The sequence below is a fragment of the Streptomyces sp. SLBN-8D4 genome (assembly GCF_049739545.1).
GTDB classification, from domain to species: domain Bacteria; phylum Actinomycetota; class Actinomycetes; order Streptomycetales; family Streptomycetaceae; genus Streptomyces; species Streptomyces canus_C.
Genome location: NZ_JBMGQC010000001.1, coordinates 9,608,866 through 9,626,269, shown reverse-complemented (window position 1 = coordinate 9,626,269; position 17,404 = coordinate 9,608,866). Strand labels below are relative to the sequence as shown.

Genomic DNA, 17,404 nt, shown 5'->3' with positions numbered 1-17,404 from the left:
GTTCGTGCGCATCCGGGTGGGGACGGTATTTCTGAACGAGGAGGAAACGTGGGCATCATCGCCTGGATTCTGATCGGCCTGCTGGCCGGCGCCATCGCCAAGCTTCTGCTGCCCGGCAAGGACCCGGGTGGCATCATCATCACCATGCTGATCGGCATCGTTGGCGGCCTGCTCGGCGGCTGGCTCGGCAAGGTGATCTTCGGTGTCGACTCGATCGACGGTTTCTTCGACCTGTCGACCTGGATAGCCGCCATCGTCGGCTCCCTCATCCTGCTCGTGCTGTACCGGGTGGTCACCGGCAACCGGCGGTCGCACCGCCACGCCTGATGCAACGATCTCGGCCGGCCTGCCATTGAACGGTAGGCCGGCCGAGGCGTGTCATCGCCGCCGACAGTACGGGGGCTGGTGGCCGTGGGTCAGGGCGGCGGCGCTGCCGTCGGTCCGCTTGCGTGCCAGTTCCGAAGGCCGAGGCGCTCGCCGAGCACGGGCATACGACGTGATGGCGCACCTCGCCAAGCCGTACTGGACGTGTAGCCCCCGCTTCCGGGCGGTCCCGCGACCGAGAAAGGCCGTCGGCGAGGGGCCACCCCAAGCGTCTGCGTGCACCGGCATCGAGACCGCCGGAGGATCGGCCGGGCGAGGGAACCATCGCACGCCTACCCGACAGTAGCGGCGGCCGTCCAGCGCGGTCTGCAGTTACACCACCCGCGGCCAGTCGTACGGACGGCTTCGCTCCCCTGGGTGCCTGGAATGAGGCGCTCCCTCAGCACCCCGCAGGTAGGCGCTCTCCCGCAGCTGCGGCGCAAGCGTGCCGACCGAACGGGCAGTCCACGCCCGGCGCCGCACGGCTGTTGGCGATCCTGGAGGAGCGGAGCTGGAGGGACTGGACCCGTATCGAGCGAGTGCCTGCCGACAGACTCGGCGCTGAGCTGCCGCCATCTTGAAGACGGGTCGCCGCGCTGCTGTGGCGTCGTTGAGCGGGGTCGTGCCGGCGCGGTGGGTGGCAGTCTGCCGTACCCTACGTCCGGCAGAGCGGTTTCGGGGCTGCTCCGCTCGTCACCAGTGCTGCAGCGGATCACCGTGCGTCGTACGGGACTTAGCTGGTCGATGTCGTCCTTGCCGACCAGCGACAACGCCTCGTCGCCCAGACGCAGCGCCAACTGGGGCTGTGCCCAAGCCCCTTGGTCCGCCCCTCGCCTACCCGCCGCTCTCACCCGGCTCTGTCTCGCAGACACACCGATCCCCGACGAGCTGCGCACAACGCTCGCCACCCGGGCCGCGCCAACCCTCCCGACCTACTGACTGGTTCCGGTCAGCGGTCCACAGCGGGCAGGTGCGCCAGGCCCGTGTCGAGCATGATGCGGTCGACGGTCTCGCGAAGGACGCTGTCGGCGCCGATGACCTTCTCGATTCCGCCGGGCAGCAGATCGCGCGGCCGGTACCAGTCGCGCAGCTGCGTCTCGCTGACGTCGTGGGCGATCGGCTTGGTGGCGTGTCGCGCGAGGGTTTCGCCCAACGGTACGTCCAGGTAGTAGGCGTGGGTCGGGCCGCGGTGGTCGGCGCGCAACTCGGTGAGCATGTCGCCGTAGTGGTCGGCGTAGAGGAGGCCTTCGACGACGACGTGGAAGCCGGTCTCCAAGGCGTAGCGGGCGGTCAGGTCGATCAGGCCGATGTTCGCGGCGCCGGGCCGGTCCCGTTCGCGGAGCACGATGCGGCGGAGGTTGTCCTGGCCGACGACGGCCAGGCCGCGGCCGAAACGTTCGCGCAGGCCCGCGGCCACGGACGACTTCCCCGAGGCGCTGTTGCCGCGCAGCAACACCAGCCGGGTTTCTTCGGTACCCACCATCACGTCGGTCACGTTATCGGCGGTTGGTGACAGCGTCGTGGCGTTCAGGAACGGATACACCCGACAGGTGACGTTCTCCCTCATGTACGCGAGGAGTTCCTGCATCCGCGGCGAGAAGAGCACCCGCTGGGGCGGCCGGCCGATGTCGGCGGTGGCACTACCAACCGACCCGGCGCTGTCAAGGAGCCGGCGGCCTCCGCCAGGACACAGGCGAGTTCGCTGGGGCAGGTGGCCATCGGCCAGTGGCCCGAGTCGATGTCCGCGTACACGTATTACTCCCCTGGTGCCCCCTCAGGGACTGGAATCGCGGCGGACGCGAGGCGGTCGCGGAACTGTTGGTCCTCTTTCGCGAAGTAGCGGGTCGCGCGTCGGCGGCCGGCCAGACGAGGCCAGGCCAGGCCAGGCCAGGGTCGACGCTGCGGAGTGCCCTACGGGAGGGTGAGCGGCACGGGCCTCGGATCTGATTGTTGAGGCTACGGGCGAGCTCGACATCCGCGCAGGCGGTCGCACCCCCCACGCCCGTACGTGGACGATCCGAGAGCCGGCACCCGCTCCGCGATCGACCCCGTGGACCCGGCTCCGTACTTCGGTATCCGCGTCCGGCCCTGAAGCACTGGACTGGGGTGCAACCCCGGTGCGAGCGCACCGGGGTCCGCGGTTATGTGTGCACGCCGGGTCGGCACACTCGTACGAGAAGGGCCCCACCATGACCGCTCCGCTTCCCGTGATCTTCATCCACGGACTCTGGTTGCACAGCACCTCGTGGCAGCCGTGGATCGACCTGTTCCGCGACGAGGGCTGCGACCCGTCCGCGCCCGGGTGGCCCGGCGACCCGGACACCGTCGAGGAAGCACGCCAGAACCCGGAGAGCATCGCCGGTCACGGCATCGACGACGTCGTCGAGCACTACGCGGCCCTGATCGCGGACCTGCCCGTGCGGCCCATCGTGATCGGCCACTCCTTCGGCGGGATGATCGCGCAGAAGCTGCTCGGCCAGGACCGTGCCGCCGCCGCGGTCGCCATCGACGCCGCACAGATCAAGGGCGTTCTGCCCCTGCCGCTGTCCGCACTGAGGGCGACGTTCCCGGTCTTCAAGAACCCGGCCAACAAGCACCGCTCGGTCTCGCTGACCGCGGAGCAGTTCCGGTTCGCGTTCGGCAACGCGCTCTCGGAGGAGGAATCGACGGCCCTGTACGAACGGTGGACCATCCCCGCGCCGGGCAAGCCGCTGTACGAGGCCGCCTCCGCCAACTTCAACCCGCACTCGCCGGCGAAGGTCGACACGCAGAACAGCGGACGCGGTCCGCTGCTGCTGATCTCCGGCGGCAAGGACCACACGGTGCCCGAGGCCGTCACCCGGGCCACCCTCAAGCAGTACCGGCATTCCGAGGCCGTGACCGACATCCTCAACTTCCCCGACCGCGGGCACTCCCTGACGATCGACGACGGCTGGCGCGAGGTCGCGGACACCGTCCTCGGCTGGCTGCGCAAGCAGAACCCGGAGGGCTAACGATGAGCTCCCCCACTTCCCCTGCCACCGGAGCGTCCGGTGCCGACGCGCACCTGGCCGGACGCACCGTCGTCGTCACCGGCGCCGGGCGCGGCATCGGGCTGGCCGTCGTCGAGGCCTTCCTCGCGGCCGGCTCCCACGTCGTCGCCGGGTCGAGGGAACGCACCGAAGCCCTCGACCAGCTCGTGAAGCAGGGCGCCGAACTCACCGTCGTGGAGCTCGACCTCGCGACGCCCGACGGTCCGAACGCGCTGGTCGCCGAGGCCGTCGCGGTCCATGGCGGTCTCGACGTCCTCGTGAACAACGTCGGGGCGGTACGGCCGCGGGTGGACGGCTTCCTGGGCGTGACGGACGAGGACTGGGACTGGACGTTCACGGTCAACTTCATGGCCGCCGTCCGTACGACCCGGGCCGCCCTGCCGCACCTGCTCGCCACCGGCGCGGGACGTGTCGTCACCGTCTCCTCCGTCAACGCCCGGCTGCCGGACCCGCTGGTCATCGACTACGGCGCGGCGAAGGCAGCGCTGACCAACTTCTGCAAGGCCCTGTCCAAGGAGGTGGGGCCACACGGCGTGCGGGTCAACACCGTCAGCCCCGGCCCGGTGGAGACGGCGCTGTGGCAGGGTGCCGGCGGCGTCGCCGCCACCGTCGGCGAGTCCCTCGGCGTCGACCCCCGCGAGGTGGCCCGCGGCGCGGCGGACCAGTCGGCGACCGGCCGCTTCACCCGGCCGTCCGAGGTCGCCGATCTCGTGGTCTACCTCGCCGGTCCGTCGGCGGCGAACATCACCGGCGCCGACTTCGTCATCGACGGCGGCCTTGTCGAATCCCTCTGACCCACCGCCACGACGCGGCCGGCGCCGCTCCCGCCGCGTTTCCCGGCGCACCCTTTGGAGAGATCAGTGAGATTCCGCCTGCCCGGATCCCGCCGCCTGGTGGCCGCGGTCTTCGCGCTGGCCGTCGGCCTCGGGGCGATCACCGTCACGGCCGCGGCCTCCGACAAGCCGGCGCCCTCGTCCGGTGAGGAGATGCCCGCCGGCTTCAGCGAACACAAGACCCGAGTCGCCGGAATCGGCATCAACTATGTGATCGGCGGCCACGGTCCGACCCTGGTCCTGATCCACGGCTACCCGCAGACCTGGTACGAGTGGCACGGCATCATGCCCGCGCTCGCCGAGCACTACACCGTCATCGCACCCGACCTGCCCGGCGCGGGCCGCAGCGACGCCCCGGCATCCGGCTACGACAAGAAGACGATGGCCGCCAAGCTGCACGCGCTCCTGGTGTCGCTCGGCAAGGAGCACGACGTGAATGTCGTCGGCCACGACATCGGCACGATGGTGGCCTACTCGTACGCCGCGCAGTACCCGCACAGCGTCAGGAAACTGGTGCTCAGCGAGGCTCCGATCCCCGACCCCGGCATCTACAAGTTCCCGGCGCTGACGGCGCAGGGTCCCGGGGTGTGGAACTTCGGCTTCTTCTCCTTGCGGACCGGGCTCCCGGAGAGCCTGGTCCAGGGACGTGAGCTGACCTGGGCCACTGGCTTCATGCGGGGCATCGCCGTGCGCAAGGACGCCCTGACCCCGGACGACCTGGAGGTCTTCGCCTCCTACCTGCGCGACGACGCACGCCTGAAAGCGAGCTTCGCCTGGTTCCGGACGTTTCCGCAGGACATCGCCGACAACGCGCGGCTCCGGAAGAAACCCCTGACCATGCCCGTCCTCGCGATCGGCGCCGACGGCAGCCTCGGTTCGTCGGTCGCCAAGCAGGTACGCCGCTACGCCACCCACGTCACCCCCGCCGTAGTCCCCGACTCCGGCCACTGGATCTACGAGGAGCAGCCAAAAGTGACGACCGACCTGCTGCTGCACTTCCTGGGCGGCCCACGATGACATCAGGAGCGGAGATGACCCGGTTCTTCCCCACCTTCGGCCCGGCGGCCGAGCGCGAACCCTTCTGGTTCCTCGGCGGCCAGGCCAGGATCCTGCTTCCCGGCGCCGCGACCGACAACCGGCTCAGCCTGATGGAGTTCGCCGACCCGGCCGGCCACGCGCCCCCGCACCACGTCCACGAGGACGAGGAGGAGGTGTGGTTCGTCCTCGACGGCGAGGTGACGTTCTTCGTCGGCGACCAGCGCCACGACCTGGTGCCCGGACAGGTCGCGTACGGGCCGCGCGGCGTTCCGCACAGCTATCTGGTGCGCTCGCCCCAGGGGGCGCGGATGGCGGTGCTGTACAGCCCGGCCTTCATCGAGGAGTACTTCAGGGCCAACGGCGTCCCGGTGGCCGAGGCCAGGGACCTGCCACCGGAGTTCGATCTCGCGGCCGTCGTCGCGTCCGCCGAGGCCTTCCACCTGCGCGTCACCGGACCGCCACCGTCCCTGTGAGTCAGAACGCCCGGAAGAAGCAGGAGAGATGAGGAGACCAGGCATGACAGACACCGGAGGATCCGACCGGCTCCGCGGGGCCGGGCAACCCCGCAGGAAGGTGATGCTTTCGGCACTGGCGATCGGGACCCTGCTCGCGGTCCCGGCGCTGTCCGCCGCCACGCCCGCCGACTCAGCGTCCACCGCGCACACCGCGACCACGACGGCCGCACCGAGCGCACCAAGGCCCACCGTGGTCCTGGTCCATGGTGCGTTCGCGGACTCGTCGAGCTGGGACGCGGTGACATCGCGGCTTGAGCGCCGGGGTTACCCCGTGATCGGCGTCGCGAACCCGCTCCGTGGCCTGGCCGGCGACTCGGCCTACGTGTCCAGCGTCCTGGACACCATTCCCGGGCCGGTCATCCTGGTCGGCCATTCCTACGGCGGTGCCGTCATCACCGACGCCGCGGTGGGCCACCCCAACGTCAAGGCCCTGGTGTACGTCGCCGCGTTCGCTCCCGACCAGGGCGAGTCCGCCCTGGCGATCCTCGGAAAATACCCGGGCAGCCAACTCCCGCCGGTGCTGACGGTCCGACCGTTCCCGGGCGGTCAGGACGCCTACGTCAACCCCGCGGATTTCAGGCAGGTCTTCGCCGCCGACGTGGCGGCCGGCAAGACCCGGCTGATGGCGGCCGGGCAACGGCCGTTGGCGCTGGCCGCGTTCGCGGAACCCAACGGCACGCCGGCATGGAAGACCATTCCCTCCTGGTTCCTGGTGGCGGGCGCGGACCGCGCCATCCCACCGGCTGCCGAGCAGGCCATGGCCCTCCGTGCGGGTTCTCGCACCGAGGTGATCCGCGGTGCCTCGCACGCGGTCCTCGTCTCACATCCCGACGCCACCGCGCACATCATCGAGTCCGCCGCCCACGCCACCTCCTGACCCCGCATCAAGAGAACCGAAGGGAAACCGCCATGCCCTACATCACCGTCGGCCAGGAGAACTCCGCCGACATCGAGCTGTACTACGAGGACCACGGGAGCGGGCAGCCCGTCGTGCTGATCCACGGCTACCCGCTGGACGGCCATTCCTGGGAGAAGCAACTCCCGGCCCTGCTCGACGCCGGCCACCGGGTCATCACCTACGACCGGCGCGGCTTCGGCCGGTCGTCGCAGCCCACCACCGGTTATGACTACGACACCTTCTCCGCAGATCTCGACTCCCTGCTGACCGAACTGGACCTCGCCGACGCGGTACTCGTCGGGTTCTCCATGGGCACGGGGGAAGTCGGCCGTTACCTGGGGACGTACGGTTCGCAGCGTGTCGCCAAGGCCGCCTTCCTGGCCTCACTCGAACCCTTCCTCCTCAAGACCGACGACAACCCGGACGGCGTCGACCGGTCGGTCTTCGACGGCATCCTGGACGCGGTCACGAAGGACCGCTACGCCTACTTCACCGGCTTCTACGAGGCGTTCTACAACCTCGACGAGACACTCGGCGCCCGGATCAGCGAAGAGGTGGTGCGGGCCGGCTGGAACGTGGCAGCGGGCGCCTCGGCGTACGCCTCGGTGGCCTGCGTGCCCACCTGGATCACCGACTTCCGCGCCGACGTCGCCAAGATCGACGTACCGACGCTGATCCTGCACGGCACGGCCGACCGGATCCTCCCGATCGACGCCACCGGGCGGCCCTTCCACGCGCTGCTGCCCTCGGCCGAGTACGTCGAGGTCGAGGCCGCCCCGCACGGTCTGCTGTGGACACACGCCGAGGAGGTCAACACCGCGCTGCTGGCCTTCCTGAGCAAGTAGCCCGGGGCCCCGGCTGCTCATCGCTGCCCGCAGCCGGCTCCCTCTCGCTCGTCCGACCTCCGGGTCCTGCTTGCCGGTCCCCGTCCGATGCGAACAGCACCCGCACGCGGAAGGAGCGAACTTCCCGTCACCCTCCTGGCCCGCTCTCCACTCGCTCGGCGATGTGCCGCTCCGGCATCCGTCCGGGCTGGCGGCGCTGGATCCAACGGGCGGCGGTGATGGACTCGTTCTCGAAGAGCTTGTGCAGGTAGCGGATCGAGATGCCGTGTTCGCGGGCTATGGAGCGCGAGAGAGCTCAGGGTCCGCGAGGCGACGGTCGATGAATGCCTTGATACGGAGCTGGAGGGCGGGGCTTCCGCCGGGGCGCCCGGGTATCGCGGCCCAGTCGCTCGGCGAGGAGCGTTCCGGCGAGGCCCACCGTACCGGCCGCCAGCAGTTCGCCGGCGCAGGACCGCCTGGCCCAGCCGTCGTCTTGGCACAGCGCAGTCGCGGTGACACGCTGAAGATCTCCCTCGGCGTGCGCTCGACTTGCCCACGATCACAGTCGACGATGGGCGCCTGCTGATCGCCCCACTGAAGGGCTCGTCCTCGGGGAGAGTGATCCGCAGCGGGACGACGGTACGGCCCGATACGTGCAGCACCGGTGCACCTCGGGCAAAGGCGGCCGCCGCCCGGCTTCCTGCAGAAGAGTCGCGCATGTCGTCGTGCGCCGCATCGCAAGGCCTCGTTGGGCCAGGGCTGTGACCGCCCCGCGACGGCCCCGCGGACTGCGGTGGCTCCCGGCGCCTGGGCGACGCCGACCATGCCGTCGAGCTCAGGCGGCCGGAGTCCGTGCACCGCTTGCTCGACCACGCACAGACCAAGACATCGTCACCTCGGCAGCACTCCACCCACGTCTGGCTGCGCGACTGCTTCGACGAAGAGTCGGGCGGTCATCCCGGCTCCGTAGAATCACTGACGGGGCTCGCCGAAGGCTCGCCGTGCACGACCGGGCCCCGCAGGCCCGAGCCTCCGGTCGAAGGGATGGACGTGAACCTCATCGGCCGGGAAACGCAGCTCGGGTTGCTGCGTGGCGTCCTGTCCGACGTGGGCAGTCGCGGAGCGGCGGTCCTGGTCCGCGGTGCACCGGGCATCGGAAAGACCTCGTTGCTCGCCGCGACCGGAGCACTGGCCGGGTCCCTCGGATTCCGGGTGCTCCACGCTGTGGGTGTCGAGGCCGAGCGCAATCTCCCCTTCGGCGGTCTCCAACAGCTGCTGCGACCGCTCGGTCCCACGCAGGGGGGAGGCGGCGGGCCGCACCGGATCGTCCTGGCGGCCGCGCTCGGCCATGCCGAGGCCGAGGTGCCCGATGTCTTCATGGTGGGCCTCGCCGTGCTCGACCTCATAGCCGACGTAGCCGCGACAGCCCCGGTCCTGATCCTCGTTGACGACGTGCAGTGGCTCGACGACGCCACGGTCAGCGTCCTGGCCTTCATGGCGCGCCGGGTCGGCTCGGAGCCGGTCGTCCTCATCGGCGCCGCGCGGGACGGCTACCGGTCGCGGCTCAACCCCGACGAACTCACAACGGTCGCGCTGGAACCGCTGTCCGACGACGACGCCGCGATGCTCCTGGCCGACCGGGCCCCCGACCTGCGGCCTGCCGCGCGCCGCAGACTCCTCGCGGCGGCGGCCGGGAACCCCCTGGGCCTGACCGAGTTGTCCCGCACTCTCGGCAGGGCGGCCGACCCGGACGAGACGTTTCTGCCGCTCACGGAACGTCTGGAGCGCGCGTTCACCGACCGGGTGGCGACACTGCCGGCATCCACGCGGGCCGTCCTGCGGGTGGCGGCCCTCGACGACGGTTCGTCGCTCACCGAGATCTTCGCTGCCGCGCGGCTCCTGGCCGGTGAGGCCGTGGGGATCGCCCAACTCGAACCGGCGCTGCGTGCTCGGCTGGTCTCGGTCGCCGGGATCGAACTGCGCTTCGGGCATCCGCTGATGCGCTCGGCGATCCAGCAGACGATGCCCGCGGCCGAGCGGCAGGCCGCGCACGGCGCCCTCGCTGCGGTGCTCGACACCCACCCCGACCGTCAGGCGCGGCATCGGGCCGCGGCGACCTCGACCGCGGACGAGACGCTCGCCCAGGCGCTGGAGGACGCCGCGCTGCGTGCCGCCCGCTGTGGAGCCGTCGCGGAGGCGGTCACGGCCCTCGAACACGCGGCGGCCCTCAGCGGCGATCCCGCCGGCCGTACCGAACGCCTGCTGCGCGCCGCCGACTATGCCGTCGAGCTCGGGCGACCGGAGTCCGTGCACCGCCTGCTCGACCACGCCCAGACCACGACCTTGTCACCGAGGCAGCATGCCACTGTCGTCTGGCTGCGCGGCCGCTTCGACGAAGGGCTGGGCGGCCATCCCGGCTCCGTGGAATCGCTGACGACGCTCGCCGAGAGCGTCGCCGCCGACGACCGCGCCCTGGCCCTGCGGATCCTGTGGAGTGCCGCGCAGTTGTGCTTCTGGTCCGAGCCCGGCCCGGAGGCACGACGCCGGGTTCTGGACGCGGTCGAGCACATGGTGCCGGCCGACCTCGACCCCTGGCGCCTGGCCATCTGTGCCTACGCGGCGCCGGTCGAGCGGGGCGCGTTCGTCCTGAACGGGATCCGGGGCATGACGCCGAACGACGGCGACGACGGCCGCGCCTACCGGATGCTGAGCACCGCCGCGCTGCTGGCCGGCGGATTCGACGCCGCGCGCGCCTTCGCCGCGTCCGGAAGCATCGGCCTGCGGGCTCAGGGCCGACTGGGCCTGCTGGCGCGCACCGCCGGCGCACAGGCCTGGTCCGACATCGTCGTCGGCGATCTCGGCGCGGCCATATCGGCCACGGAGGAGTCGCGCCGTCTGGCCCGCGAGACGGCCCAGACGATGATGTACGCCCTGATGACCGCCATCGGCGCGAAGCTCGCGGCGCTGCGCGGGGAGCTCGACGACGCTCTGCGGCTCGCCGAGGAGGCCGAGGAGATCGGCCTGCCCGCGGGAGCGCGTCCCGTACTGGCGATCGCGCTGATCGCCCGCGGGACAGCAGCCCTGGCCGCAGGACGGTTCGAGGAGGCGCTGGGCCACTTCCGGCGGGTGCACGATCCCGCCGACCCCGCGTTCCAGGTCGCGCTGCGCCTGACGGCGGTCGGTGACCTCGTCGACGCGGCGATCCACTGCGGGCGGGCGGAAAGCGTCGTACCGATCGTGGCGGAGCTCGAGGACATCGCCGCCGTGACCCCGGCACCGGTGCTGCACGCCGAACTGCGCCTGGCTCGCGCGCTCCTGCTCGACGACGATGCCGCGGGCGAGGAGTTGTTCGACGCGGCATTGCGGGCCGACCTGGCCGCTTGGCCCCTGATCAGGGCCCGGACCCACCTGGCCTTCGGGGAGTGGCTACGACGTCGGCGCCGGTCCGTGGAGTCACGGGACCACCTTCGTGTCGCACGAGACATGCTCGACGCGCTCGGCGCGATCCCGTGGGGCGAGAAGGCCCGCCGTGAACTGCGCGCGGCCGGCGAGACCAGTCGCCGCCGTGATCCGGACGCTCGCGACCAGCTGACTCCGCACGAACTGCAGATAGTGCAGCTGGCCGCCGAAGGGCTGACCAACCGGGAGATCGGCCAGCGGCTCTACCTGTCGCACCGGACCGTCAGCTCCCACCTGCACCGGATCTTCCCCAAACTCGGTGTCGTCTCCCGTGCCGAGCTGCGGACGGTGGTCAGCGACCTGCGCTGAGCACCGTCATGTGACGCTCGCTGAGCCGGTGGCGCCGCGCCTAGCGTCGGAACCGGGCGGAGCATCGCGAAGGGGGCTCTCATGGTGTGGTCCGGGTTTCACCGAGCGGCGCGGCCACCGATGATCGGCCGGTACGCGGAGCGTGAGGCGATCGGAAGGCTGCTCGCATCGGTCCGTGACGGCTTCAGCGCGGTCCTGGTGCTGACGGGCGACGCGGGAGTCGGCAAATCCCGGCTTCTGGAGTACGCCGCCCAGTCCGCCCAGGACCTGGCAGTGGTCAGGCTGGTCGGCGTCGAGGCCGAGACACGACTGGGCTACGGCGCCCTGCACCGGCTCCTGCGGCCCTACCTCGGCCGGCTGTCCGCCCTGCCGCAGCGCCAGCGTGAGGCCCTGAACGCCGCGTTCGGGCTGACCGATGCCTCGCCGTCCGACCGCCATCTGGTCGGACTGGCCGCGCTGAGCCTGCTCTCGGACGCCGCCACGGCGGCGCCGATGCTGTGCCTGGTCGACGACGTGCAGTGGCTGGACCGAGAGTCGGCCGAGACCTTGGCATTCGTGGGGCGCCGCCTGTACGCGGACTGCCTCGGGCTGCTGTTCGCCGGGCGTGACGGTACCGGCGACCACGACGTCTTCGGCGCCCTGCCCGCACTCCGGCTTGAGGGGCTCGCGCATGCGGAGGCCCGGGCCCTGCTGACCGACGGCGTCACCGGACACCTGGACCGGACGGTCGCCGAGCGACTTGTCACCGGCACCGCGGGCAACCCGCTCGCACTCCTGGAACTCGCGGTGAACCTGGGTTCGGAACAGCTGGCCGGGGTCGCGCCACTGCCCGAACCTCTGCCGTTGAACCGGCAGTTGGAAGAACACTTCCGGCAGTCGGCGGCACGGCTGCCCGCCGGCACCCAGACCCTGCTGCTGCTCATGGCCATGACGCCGACGGACGACCAGGCGACGCTGTGGCGGGCCGCCGGCGCCCTGGGGCTGTCCGTCCGGTCGGCCACCCCCGCGGTCGCCGCCGGGATACTGAACCGCGGGATCATCACCGAATTCCGCCACCCGCTGATCCGGTCGGCCGTCCACTCGGCCGCGTCCCCCGAGGAGCGACGCCGGGTCCAGGCGGCGCTCGCCGCAACAAGCGCCCCCGAGCGCCGGGCCTGGCATCTGGCCGAGGCGACCCACGGCCCGGACGACAGCGTGGCCGCGGAGCTCGAAGCCGCCTCCGAACGGGCCCAGACACGTGGCGGATACTCCGAACAGGCCCTGGTCCTCACCCGGGCGGCGGAGATGACCACGCGTGCGGGCAAACGGGCCGAGCGGTATCTCGACGCGGCGGCGGCACACCTCACGTCCGGGAATCTGCCGGCCGTCCAACCCCTGCTCGAACTCGCCACTCCCGACCTGACCGGGCCGGTCGCCCGGGCCCGCGCGACATCTCTGCGGGCATCCGTCGAGATGTTCTACGCCCGCCCCCGCGAGGTGCCCGCCATGCTGCTGGACGCGGTGGCCGGTCTGGGCTCCACCGATCCCGTGGCGAGCTGGGACCTGCTGCGCGAGGCGACGTACGCCGCGATTGTCGGCGGCCGGATGATCACGGGGACGACTACCCGCGAGGTCGCCAAGGCCACCGCGGACGCCTGGCGCGAGCCGGCGTTGCCGGCCTGGAGCCCCGATCCGCTGATGGCGGCACTGGCGCGCTCGGTCGCCTACGGCTACGCCGCCGGAGCCCCGGCCCTGGCCGCTGCCCTGGCCCGGTTGCGCACCGCCGACGAGCTCCAGGATCACCATGCGTTCAGCGTCATGATCAGCGCCGCGGGCGACGAGTTGTGGGACATTGAAGCCAAGCGGGAGATCCTGGAGAAGCTGGTGACGGTGGACCGCCGTCGCGGAGCTCTTCACGGGCTCAGCATGGCGTTGCTCGCCCTCTCCACTGTGGAGATCTGGGACGGCCGGTTCGCCGCCGCCGAGAGCTGTTACATCGAGGCGTACGACTACATGACCGCGACCGGATTCAGCGAGTCAGGAGACTTCCACAAGGCCCTGCTGTACGCCTGGACCGGTCGGGAAGTCGAGTTGCGGGCCGCGGTCGCGACGATGCGCGCCTATTCCGAGCACCTGGGGATCGGAATGACGTACCGGTGGATCGGCCTGGCCCTGAGCATCTTCGAGATCGGTCGCGGGCGGTATCGGGAGGCGCTGGACGCCCTGCTCGCGGTGTTCACCGACCACCCGCTGATCCTGGGCGACATCAATCTCGCCGGAATGGTCGAGGCCGGGCTGCGGGCCGGCGACCGGACGGCCGCCGCCATGGCCATGGAGCGCATGGAGGAGCGCGCACCGCTGGCCGGAACCCCGTGGGCGCTGGGGCTTCTCGCCCGCTGCCGGGCCCTCATGACCGACGACGACACAGCCGAGCAGCTGTACCAGGAATCCATCTCGCAGCTCGAGAAGGTCCCGGTGGCCGTGGAGCTGGCATGGTCCCGCCTTCTGTTCGGCGAGTGGCTCCGCCGCCGCAGGCGTCGTGCCGACGCCAGGGTCCAACTGCGATCCGCGTACGAGTCCTTCGAGTCCTGGGGAGCCGCACCTTTCGCCGAGCGGGCGCGGGTGGAGCTGCTGGCCACCGGAGAGACGGCACGCAAACGAACCGTCGACACCCAGTTCGACCTCACCCCGCAGGAACATCATGTGGCGACACGGGCGGCGTCAGGGCTGACCAACGCGGAGATCGCCACCCAGTTGTTCGTCACCACCTCGACCATCGAGTTCCACCTGAGCAGGGTCTTCCGCAAACTCGGCATCACGTCACGCAAGCAGATCGGGCGCAAGCTGGGGGCACCGATGCCGGCGATTGACAGCGGGGAGTCGGTCGGCGTGTCCGGTACCGGTGAGTGGCGCGCCCACGACTGACGGTCGGACCGGAGCAAGGCGTCACGCAGGCGGACGGGTGAGTCCGGCGGCCACGGCGTCGAGGACCCAGTCCAGACCGGTCACGAAGGATGTCTCGGCGTCCACGTCCGTGCCGTCGTGGACCGCCTTGGCGAGCGCCGGGAAGCGGCCCGTGTCCAACATCTTCGTCACGTGCGGGCCGGAGGCGCGCTGCCAGTCGCGCTTGGACAGGCCTGTGGCGCGCTCGGCCCGGAGGTTCGCGATCTCGCGCCTGATCGCGCCGGTGCAGTAGGCACTGACGGTCTCCACCGCGCGCATGACGGTGTCGATGTCGGCGAGGCCGTCGAGGGCGGCCAGTTTGGCCTCGGTCACGGCGAGGCCGTTCGGGCCCAGGGCCGGCCGGCCGCCGAGCAGGTCGGCCAGCCATTGGTGCCGGAGAGCGGCCTGCCGGGTGCGGAGGGCGAGGCTGCGCAGTGCCTCCCGCCAGTCGCCGGGCCGCTCCTCGGGGAGGATCTCGGCCTGGACCTCGTCCACCATGAGGTCGAACAGCTCCTCCTTGGTGGAGATGTAGCCGTACAGCCGCATCGGGCCGGCGTTCAGCCGGGCGGCGACCTTGCGCAACGACACCGCCTCCAGCCCGCCCTCGTCGGCCAGTGCGATGGCGGCGGCGACGATCCGCGCCCGGTCGAGGGGCACGGGGCGAGTCGGTGGCTCCGGCCTGTCCCACACAGTCATGGTCACACCGTACTGTTGCGATACATCGTCACGGAACAATACAGTGTATCGACATGAGACATCGCATCGCAGTGGTCGGGAGCGGCCCCGGCGGCCTCACCCTCGCCCGCGTCCTGCACCGCCACGATCACCCCGTCACCGTCACCGTCCTCGAACGCGACCCCGGCCCCGACGCCCGCCCCCCGGGCGGCACGCTGGACCTGCACGAAGGACTCGGCCAGCGCGCGCTGGACAAGGCGGGACTGCTGGCGGAGTTCGAGGCGCTGTCTCGTCCCGAGGGCCAGGCCATGCGCATCCTGGACACGGACGGGACCGTCCTGCGCGACTGGCGACCGCGTCCGGATGACCGGGCCAATCCCGAGATCGACCGCAGGCAACTCCGTGACCTGCTGCTGGCCCCTCTCGACGTCCAGTGGGGCCGGAGCGTGACACGGGTGGTGCCGGGGCAACAGGACGGCGCACAGGTCCACTTCGCGGACGGGCGACAGGAGACGTTCGACCTGGTGGTCGGCGCGGACGGCGCCTGGTCACGGACCCGCCCGGCGGTCTCGCCGGTGGCGCCGCACTACACGGGCGTCACCTCGGTCGAGACCTCCCTCGACGACGTCGACACCCGCCACCCGGACCTCGCCCGGTTGATCGGCGACGGCTCCGTGTCCGTGTACGGCGCGAACCGCTCCCTCGTCGCCCAGCGCAACAGCGGCGGCCACGTCAAGGTGTACGCCAAGTTCCGCGCGCCGCTCGACTGGCATGCGCACCTGGACCTGGCCGACGTCGAGGCCGTGCGAGCGAACCTGCTGGCCCTGTTCGACGGCTGGGCCCCTCCGCTCCTCGACCTCCTCCGCCGCGGCACCGCCTTCATCCACCGCCCCCTCTTCGCCCTTCCCGTGTCCCACACCTGGACCCACGTCCCCGGGGTGACGCTCCTGGGCGACGCCGCCCATCTGATGCCCCCACTGGGGGCGGGCGCGAACCTCGCGATGCTGGAAGGCGCCGAACTCGCCGAGTCCATCGCCACCGCTCCCGGAGATCCGGACGAGGTCGTCCGCGCCTTCGAGGAGCGGATGTGGGCACGGGCCGGCCGGTGGGCGAAGATCACGACAGCCGGACTGGAACGCCTCGTCAGCCCCGACCCCGCCGAAGCCATCGCCCAGTTCGACCAGGTCCAGCCATCCTGACGGCCAAGCGCGGGGAACGCGGACGGGGATGTTGACGGCCTCTGCGAGCCGATCGCCTGGAGCGGGGTTGCTGGGGAGCTGTCGTTCAAGGCGTGGAAGGCGCGCACGGCTCGCCGTAGCGCAGACCCCGGTACGCGAAGACCCCCGAGACGTTGAAGCGCTGCGCGCGAGCGGACGTGAGGTCCGTGCTGTGATGCGCGAGGCCAGTGCTCGGGGGGCGCGGATCGCGCACTTTCCGGAAGGCGCGATCTGCTTTCCCAGCAAGCACGTCATGTCCGTCGACGGCCCGTGCGCGGTCGGCCCGGCGGACTGGAGCCGGTGCCAATGGCCGGTCCTGCAAGCGGAGTTGGCTGCGATCGCCGAGTTGGCCGGCAGGTTGCGGTTGTGGACGGTGATCGCGTCGGTGCACCGTCTCACCGACCCGAACCGTCCGCACAACAGCCTCTACGTCATCTCCGACCGCGGCGAGGTCGTCACGCGGCAGGGCGCCCGGCTGTGGTTCGGGGACGAAGCCGGCCAAGGTCTGAGGGCGGCCAAGGGCCGCACCCGAGGCTCGACCGTGGTCCCGCGAAAGGCCGTCGCAAGGGTTTCACCGAGGCCGGCTACGTCCGCCTGCTGGAGGCCGCGCACCAGCGGCACTCCCGAGCTCAACCCCGTCGAAGGCGTGTGGTCGCACGGCCATGGCGGAGTTGTGCCGGGCTTTCAGCGGGTGATCGAGACGGCGAAGGGTGCGAAGCCGCTGGACCGGATCACGTGGGGTACGAACAGGATCGCGGCCTCGGCGGCCCGCGCGGTCTCGATCCCGCCGAGGTCCGTGATCCACTCCTGCTGCCAGCTGAGGTCGCCGAGAAGCCCGCGTACGACCTGCTTGGCCTCCGCGTCCTCGCCGGAGAGGAAGACGGTCGGTGTCTGAGTGAGGGCGGTGGGCGCGGTCATCACCGTGTAGAGCATCGTGTTGAGCGTCTTGACGACCCGGGTATCGGGGAGAGCTTCTTGAAGTTGCTCCGCGAGGCTCGAGCCGGGGTAGAGCAGCTCGGCGGGCAGTCCGTCCGGTCCGTCGACGGTGGCATTGGAGACGTCCACGAGAATCTTGTCCCGCAGTTCCTCGCGCAGCGCGCTGAGCCGTTCCAGTGAGCCGGCGCCCGGGGTGGCGTTGATGACGATCCGCGCTGTCCGGGCGGCGTCGGCGGCAGAACCCGGTGAGCGGTCCGCCACGGTCACCTCGTGTCCGGCCCGGGTGAGGGCCAGGGCGAGGCTGCCGCCGACGCGGCCGTTTCCGAGAACTGCGATCACGGTCATGCTGATGTGGTCCTTCCGGTGTTCGTGAAACTGGTGGG

13 protein-coding genes and 2 pseudogenes are annotated in these 17,404 nt (G+C 71.0%); 12 read left to right on the top strand and 3 right to left on the bottom strand.

From position 1 onward, the window contains the following. Window positions 1–48: 48 nt before the first annotated feature. Window positions 49–327, top strand: coding sequence for a GlsB/YeaQ/YmgE family stress response membrane protein (locus RKD20_RS43735; RefSeq protein ID WP_020120489.1), 279 nt, complete (start codon window positions 49–51; stop codon window positions 325–327). Window positions 328–1,312: 985 nt separating this feature from the next. On the opposite strand, the gene RKD20_RS43730 is transcribed toward RKD20_RS43735, so the two are convergent. Further along, window positions 1,313–1,846, bottom strand: a complete 534-nt coding sequence (locus RKD20_RS43730) for an AAA family ATPase (protein ID WP_424883467.1) — start codon at window positions 1,844–1,846, stop codon at window positions 1,313–1,315. A 706-nt stretch (window positions 1,847–2,552) separates the two neighbouring features. Here RKD20_RS43730 and RKD20_RS43725 point away from each other — a divergent pair. The 8 genes from RKD20_RS43725 to RKD20_RS43690 all read left to right on the top strand — a co-directional run bounded on the left by RKD20_RS43725 (window position 2,553) and on the right by RKD20_RS43690 (window position 14,175). After that, the gene (locus tag RKD20_RS43725; RefSeq protein ID WP_424882588.1) at window positions 2,553–3,356 is read left to right on the top strand and encodes an alpha/beta hydrolase; all 804 of its coding nucleotides are present in this window, start codon (window positions 2,553–2,555) and stop codon (window positions 3,354–3,356) included. Window positions 3,357–3,358: 2 nt separating this feature from the next. Beyond that, window positions 3,359–4,189, top strand: coding sequence for an SDR family NAD(P)-dependent oxidoreductase (locus RKD20_RS43720; protein ID WP_424882587.1), 831 nt, complete (start codon window positions 3,359–3,361; stop codon window positions 4,187–4,189). Between the two features lie 66 nt (window positions 4,190–4,255). After that, window positions 4,256–5,245: an alpha/beta fold hydrolase gene (locus RKD20_RS43715; protein WP_424882586.1), complete on the top strand. Its 990-nt coding sequence runs from the start codon at window positions 4,256–4,258 to the stop codon at window positions 5,243–5,245. Window positions 5,246–5,259: 14 nt separating this feature from the next. Then, on the top strand, window positions 5,260–5,739 hold the full coding sequence (locus tag RKD20_RS43710; RefSeq protein ID WP_424882585.1) for a cupin domain-containing protein: 480 nt from the start codon (window positions 5,260–5,262) through the stop codon (window positions 5,737–5,739). Between the two features lie 43 nt (window positions 5,740–5,782). Beyond that, entirely contained in the window at window positions 5,783–6,658 is an 876-nt protein-coding gene (locus RKD20_RS43705) for an alpha/beta fold hydrolase (RefSeq protein ID WP_424882584.1), read from the top strand. 32 nt (window positions 6,659–6,690) lie between these two features. Beyond that, window positions 6,691–7,524, top strand: a complete 834-nt coding sequence (locus tag RKD20_RS43700) for an alpha/beta fold hydrolase (RefSeq protein ID WP_424882583.1) — start codon at window positions 6,691–6,693, stop codon at window positions 7,522–7,524. Window positions 7,525–8,547: 1,023 nt separating this feature from the next. Continuing rightward, window positions 8,548–11,271: an ATP-binding protein gene (locus tag RKD20_RS43695; RefSeq protein WP_424882582.1), complete on the top strand. Its 2,724-nt coding sequence runs from the start codon at window positions 8,548–8,550 to the stop codon at window positions 11,269–11,271. A gap of 81 nt (window positions 11,272–11,352) precedes the next feature. After that, complete coding sequence (locus RKD20_RS43690; RefSeq protein WP_424882581.1) at window positions 11,353–14,175, top strand: ATP-binding protein; 2,823 nt, start codon at window positions 11,353–11,355, stop codon at window positions 14,173–14,175. 21 nt (window positions 14,176–14,196) lie between these two features. Here RKD20_RS43690 and RKD20_RS43685 read toward each other — a convergent pair whose 3' ends face one another. Then, the gene (locus RKD20_RS43685) at window positions 14,197–14,889 is read right to left on the bottom strand and encodes a TetR/AcrR family transcriptional regulator (protein WP_424882580.1); all 693 of its coding nucleotides are present in this window, start codon (window positions 14,887–14,889) and stop codon (window positions 14,197–14,199) included. A gap of 53 nt (window positions 14,890–14,942) precedes the next feature. Between RKD20_RS43685 and RKD20_RS43680 the strand changes: the two genes are divergently transcribed. The 3 genes and pseudogenes from RKD20_RS43680 to RKD20_RS43670 all read left to right on the top strand — a co-directional run. Continuing rightward, window positions 14,943–16,067, top strand: a complete 1,125-nt coding sequence (locus tag RKD20_RS43680; RefSeq protein WP_424882579.1) for an FAD-dependent oxidoreductase — start codon at window positions 14,943–14,945, stop codon at window positions 16,065–16,067. 28 nt (window positions 16,068–16,095) lie between these two features. After that, window positions 16,096–16,515, top strand: a pseudogene (locus tag RKD20_RS43675) (hypothetical protein); the annotation flags it as partial. 104 nt (window positions 16,516–16,619) lie between these two features. Then, window positions 16,620–16,703: pseudogene (locus tag RKD20_RS43670) on the top strand (transposase); the annotation flags it as partial. A gap of 66 nt (window positions 16,704–16,769) precedes the next feature. Here RKD20_RS43670 and RKD20_RS43665 read toward each other — a convergent pair. Beyond that, window positions 16,770–17,366: an NADPH-dependent F420 reductase gene (locus RKD20_RS43665; protein WP_424882578.1), complete on the bottom strand. Its 597-nt coding sequence runs from the start codon at window positions 17,364–17,366 to the stop codon at window positions 16,770–16,772. Between the last annotated feature and the right edge of the window lie 38 nt (window positions 17,367–17,404).

What these genes read in the sequence shown, in the direction of transcription:
- RKD20_RS43730 (WP_424883467.1), bottom strand. Translation starts at nt 1,846, where the DNA reads ATGGTGGGTACCGAAGAAACCCGGCTGGTGTTGCTGCGCGGCAACAGC.
- RKD20_RS43725 (WP_424882588.1), top strand. Translation starts at nt 2,553, where the DNA reads ATGACCGCTCCGCTTCCCGTGATCTTCATCCACGGACTCTGGTTGCAC.
- RKD20_RS43720 (WP_424882587.1), top strand. Translation starts at nt 3,359, where the DNA reads ATGAGCTCCCCCACTTCCCCTGCCACCGGAGCGTCCGGTGCCGACGCG.
- RKD20_RS43710 (WP_424882585.1), top strand. Translation starts at nt 5,260, where the DNA reads ATGACCCGGTTCTTCCCCACCTTCGGCCCGGCGGCCGAGCGCGAACCC.
- RKD20_RS43705 (WP_424882584.1), top strand. Translation starts at nt 5,783, where the DNA reads ATGACAGACACCGGAGGATCCGACCGGCTCCGCGGGGCCGGGCAACCC.
- RKD20_RS43700 (WP_424882583.1), top strand. Translation starts at nt 6,691, where the DNA reads ATGCCCTACATCACCGTCGGCCAGGAGAACTCCGCCGACATCGAGCTG.
- RKD20_RS43695 (WP_424882582.1), top strand. Translation starts at nt 8,548, where the DNA reads ATGGACGTGAACCTCATCGGCCGGGAAACGCAGCTCGGGTTGCTGCGT.
- RKD20_RS43690 (WP_424882581.1), top strand. Translation starts at nt 11,353, where the DNA reads ATGGTGTGGTCCGGGTTTCACCGAGCGGCGCGGCCACCGATGATCGGC.
- RKD20_RS43685 (WP_424882580.1), bottom strand. Translation starts at nt 14,889, where the DNA reads ATGACTGTGTGGGACAGGCCGGAGCCACCGACTCGCCCCGTGCCCCTC.
- RKD20_RS43680 (WP_424882579.1), top strand. Translation starts at nt 14,943, where the DNA reads ATGAGACATCGCATCGCAGTGGTCGGGAGCGGCCCCGGCGGCCTCACC.
- RKD20_RS43665 (WP_424882578.1), bottom strand. Translation starts at nt 17,366, where the DNA reads ATGACCGTGATCGCAGTTCTCGGAAACGGCCGCGTCGGCGGCAGCCTC.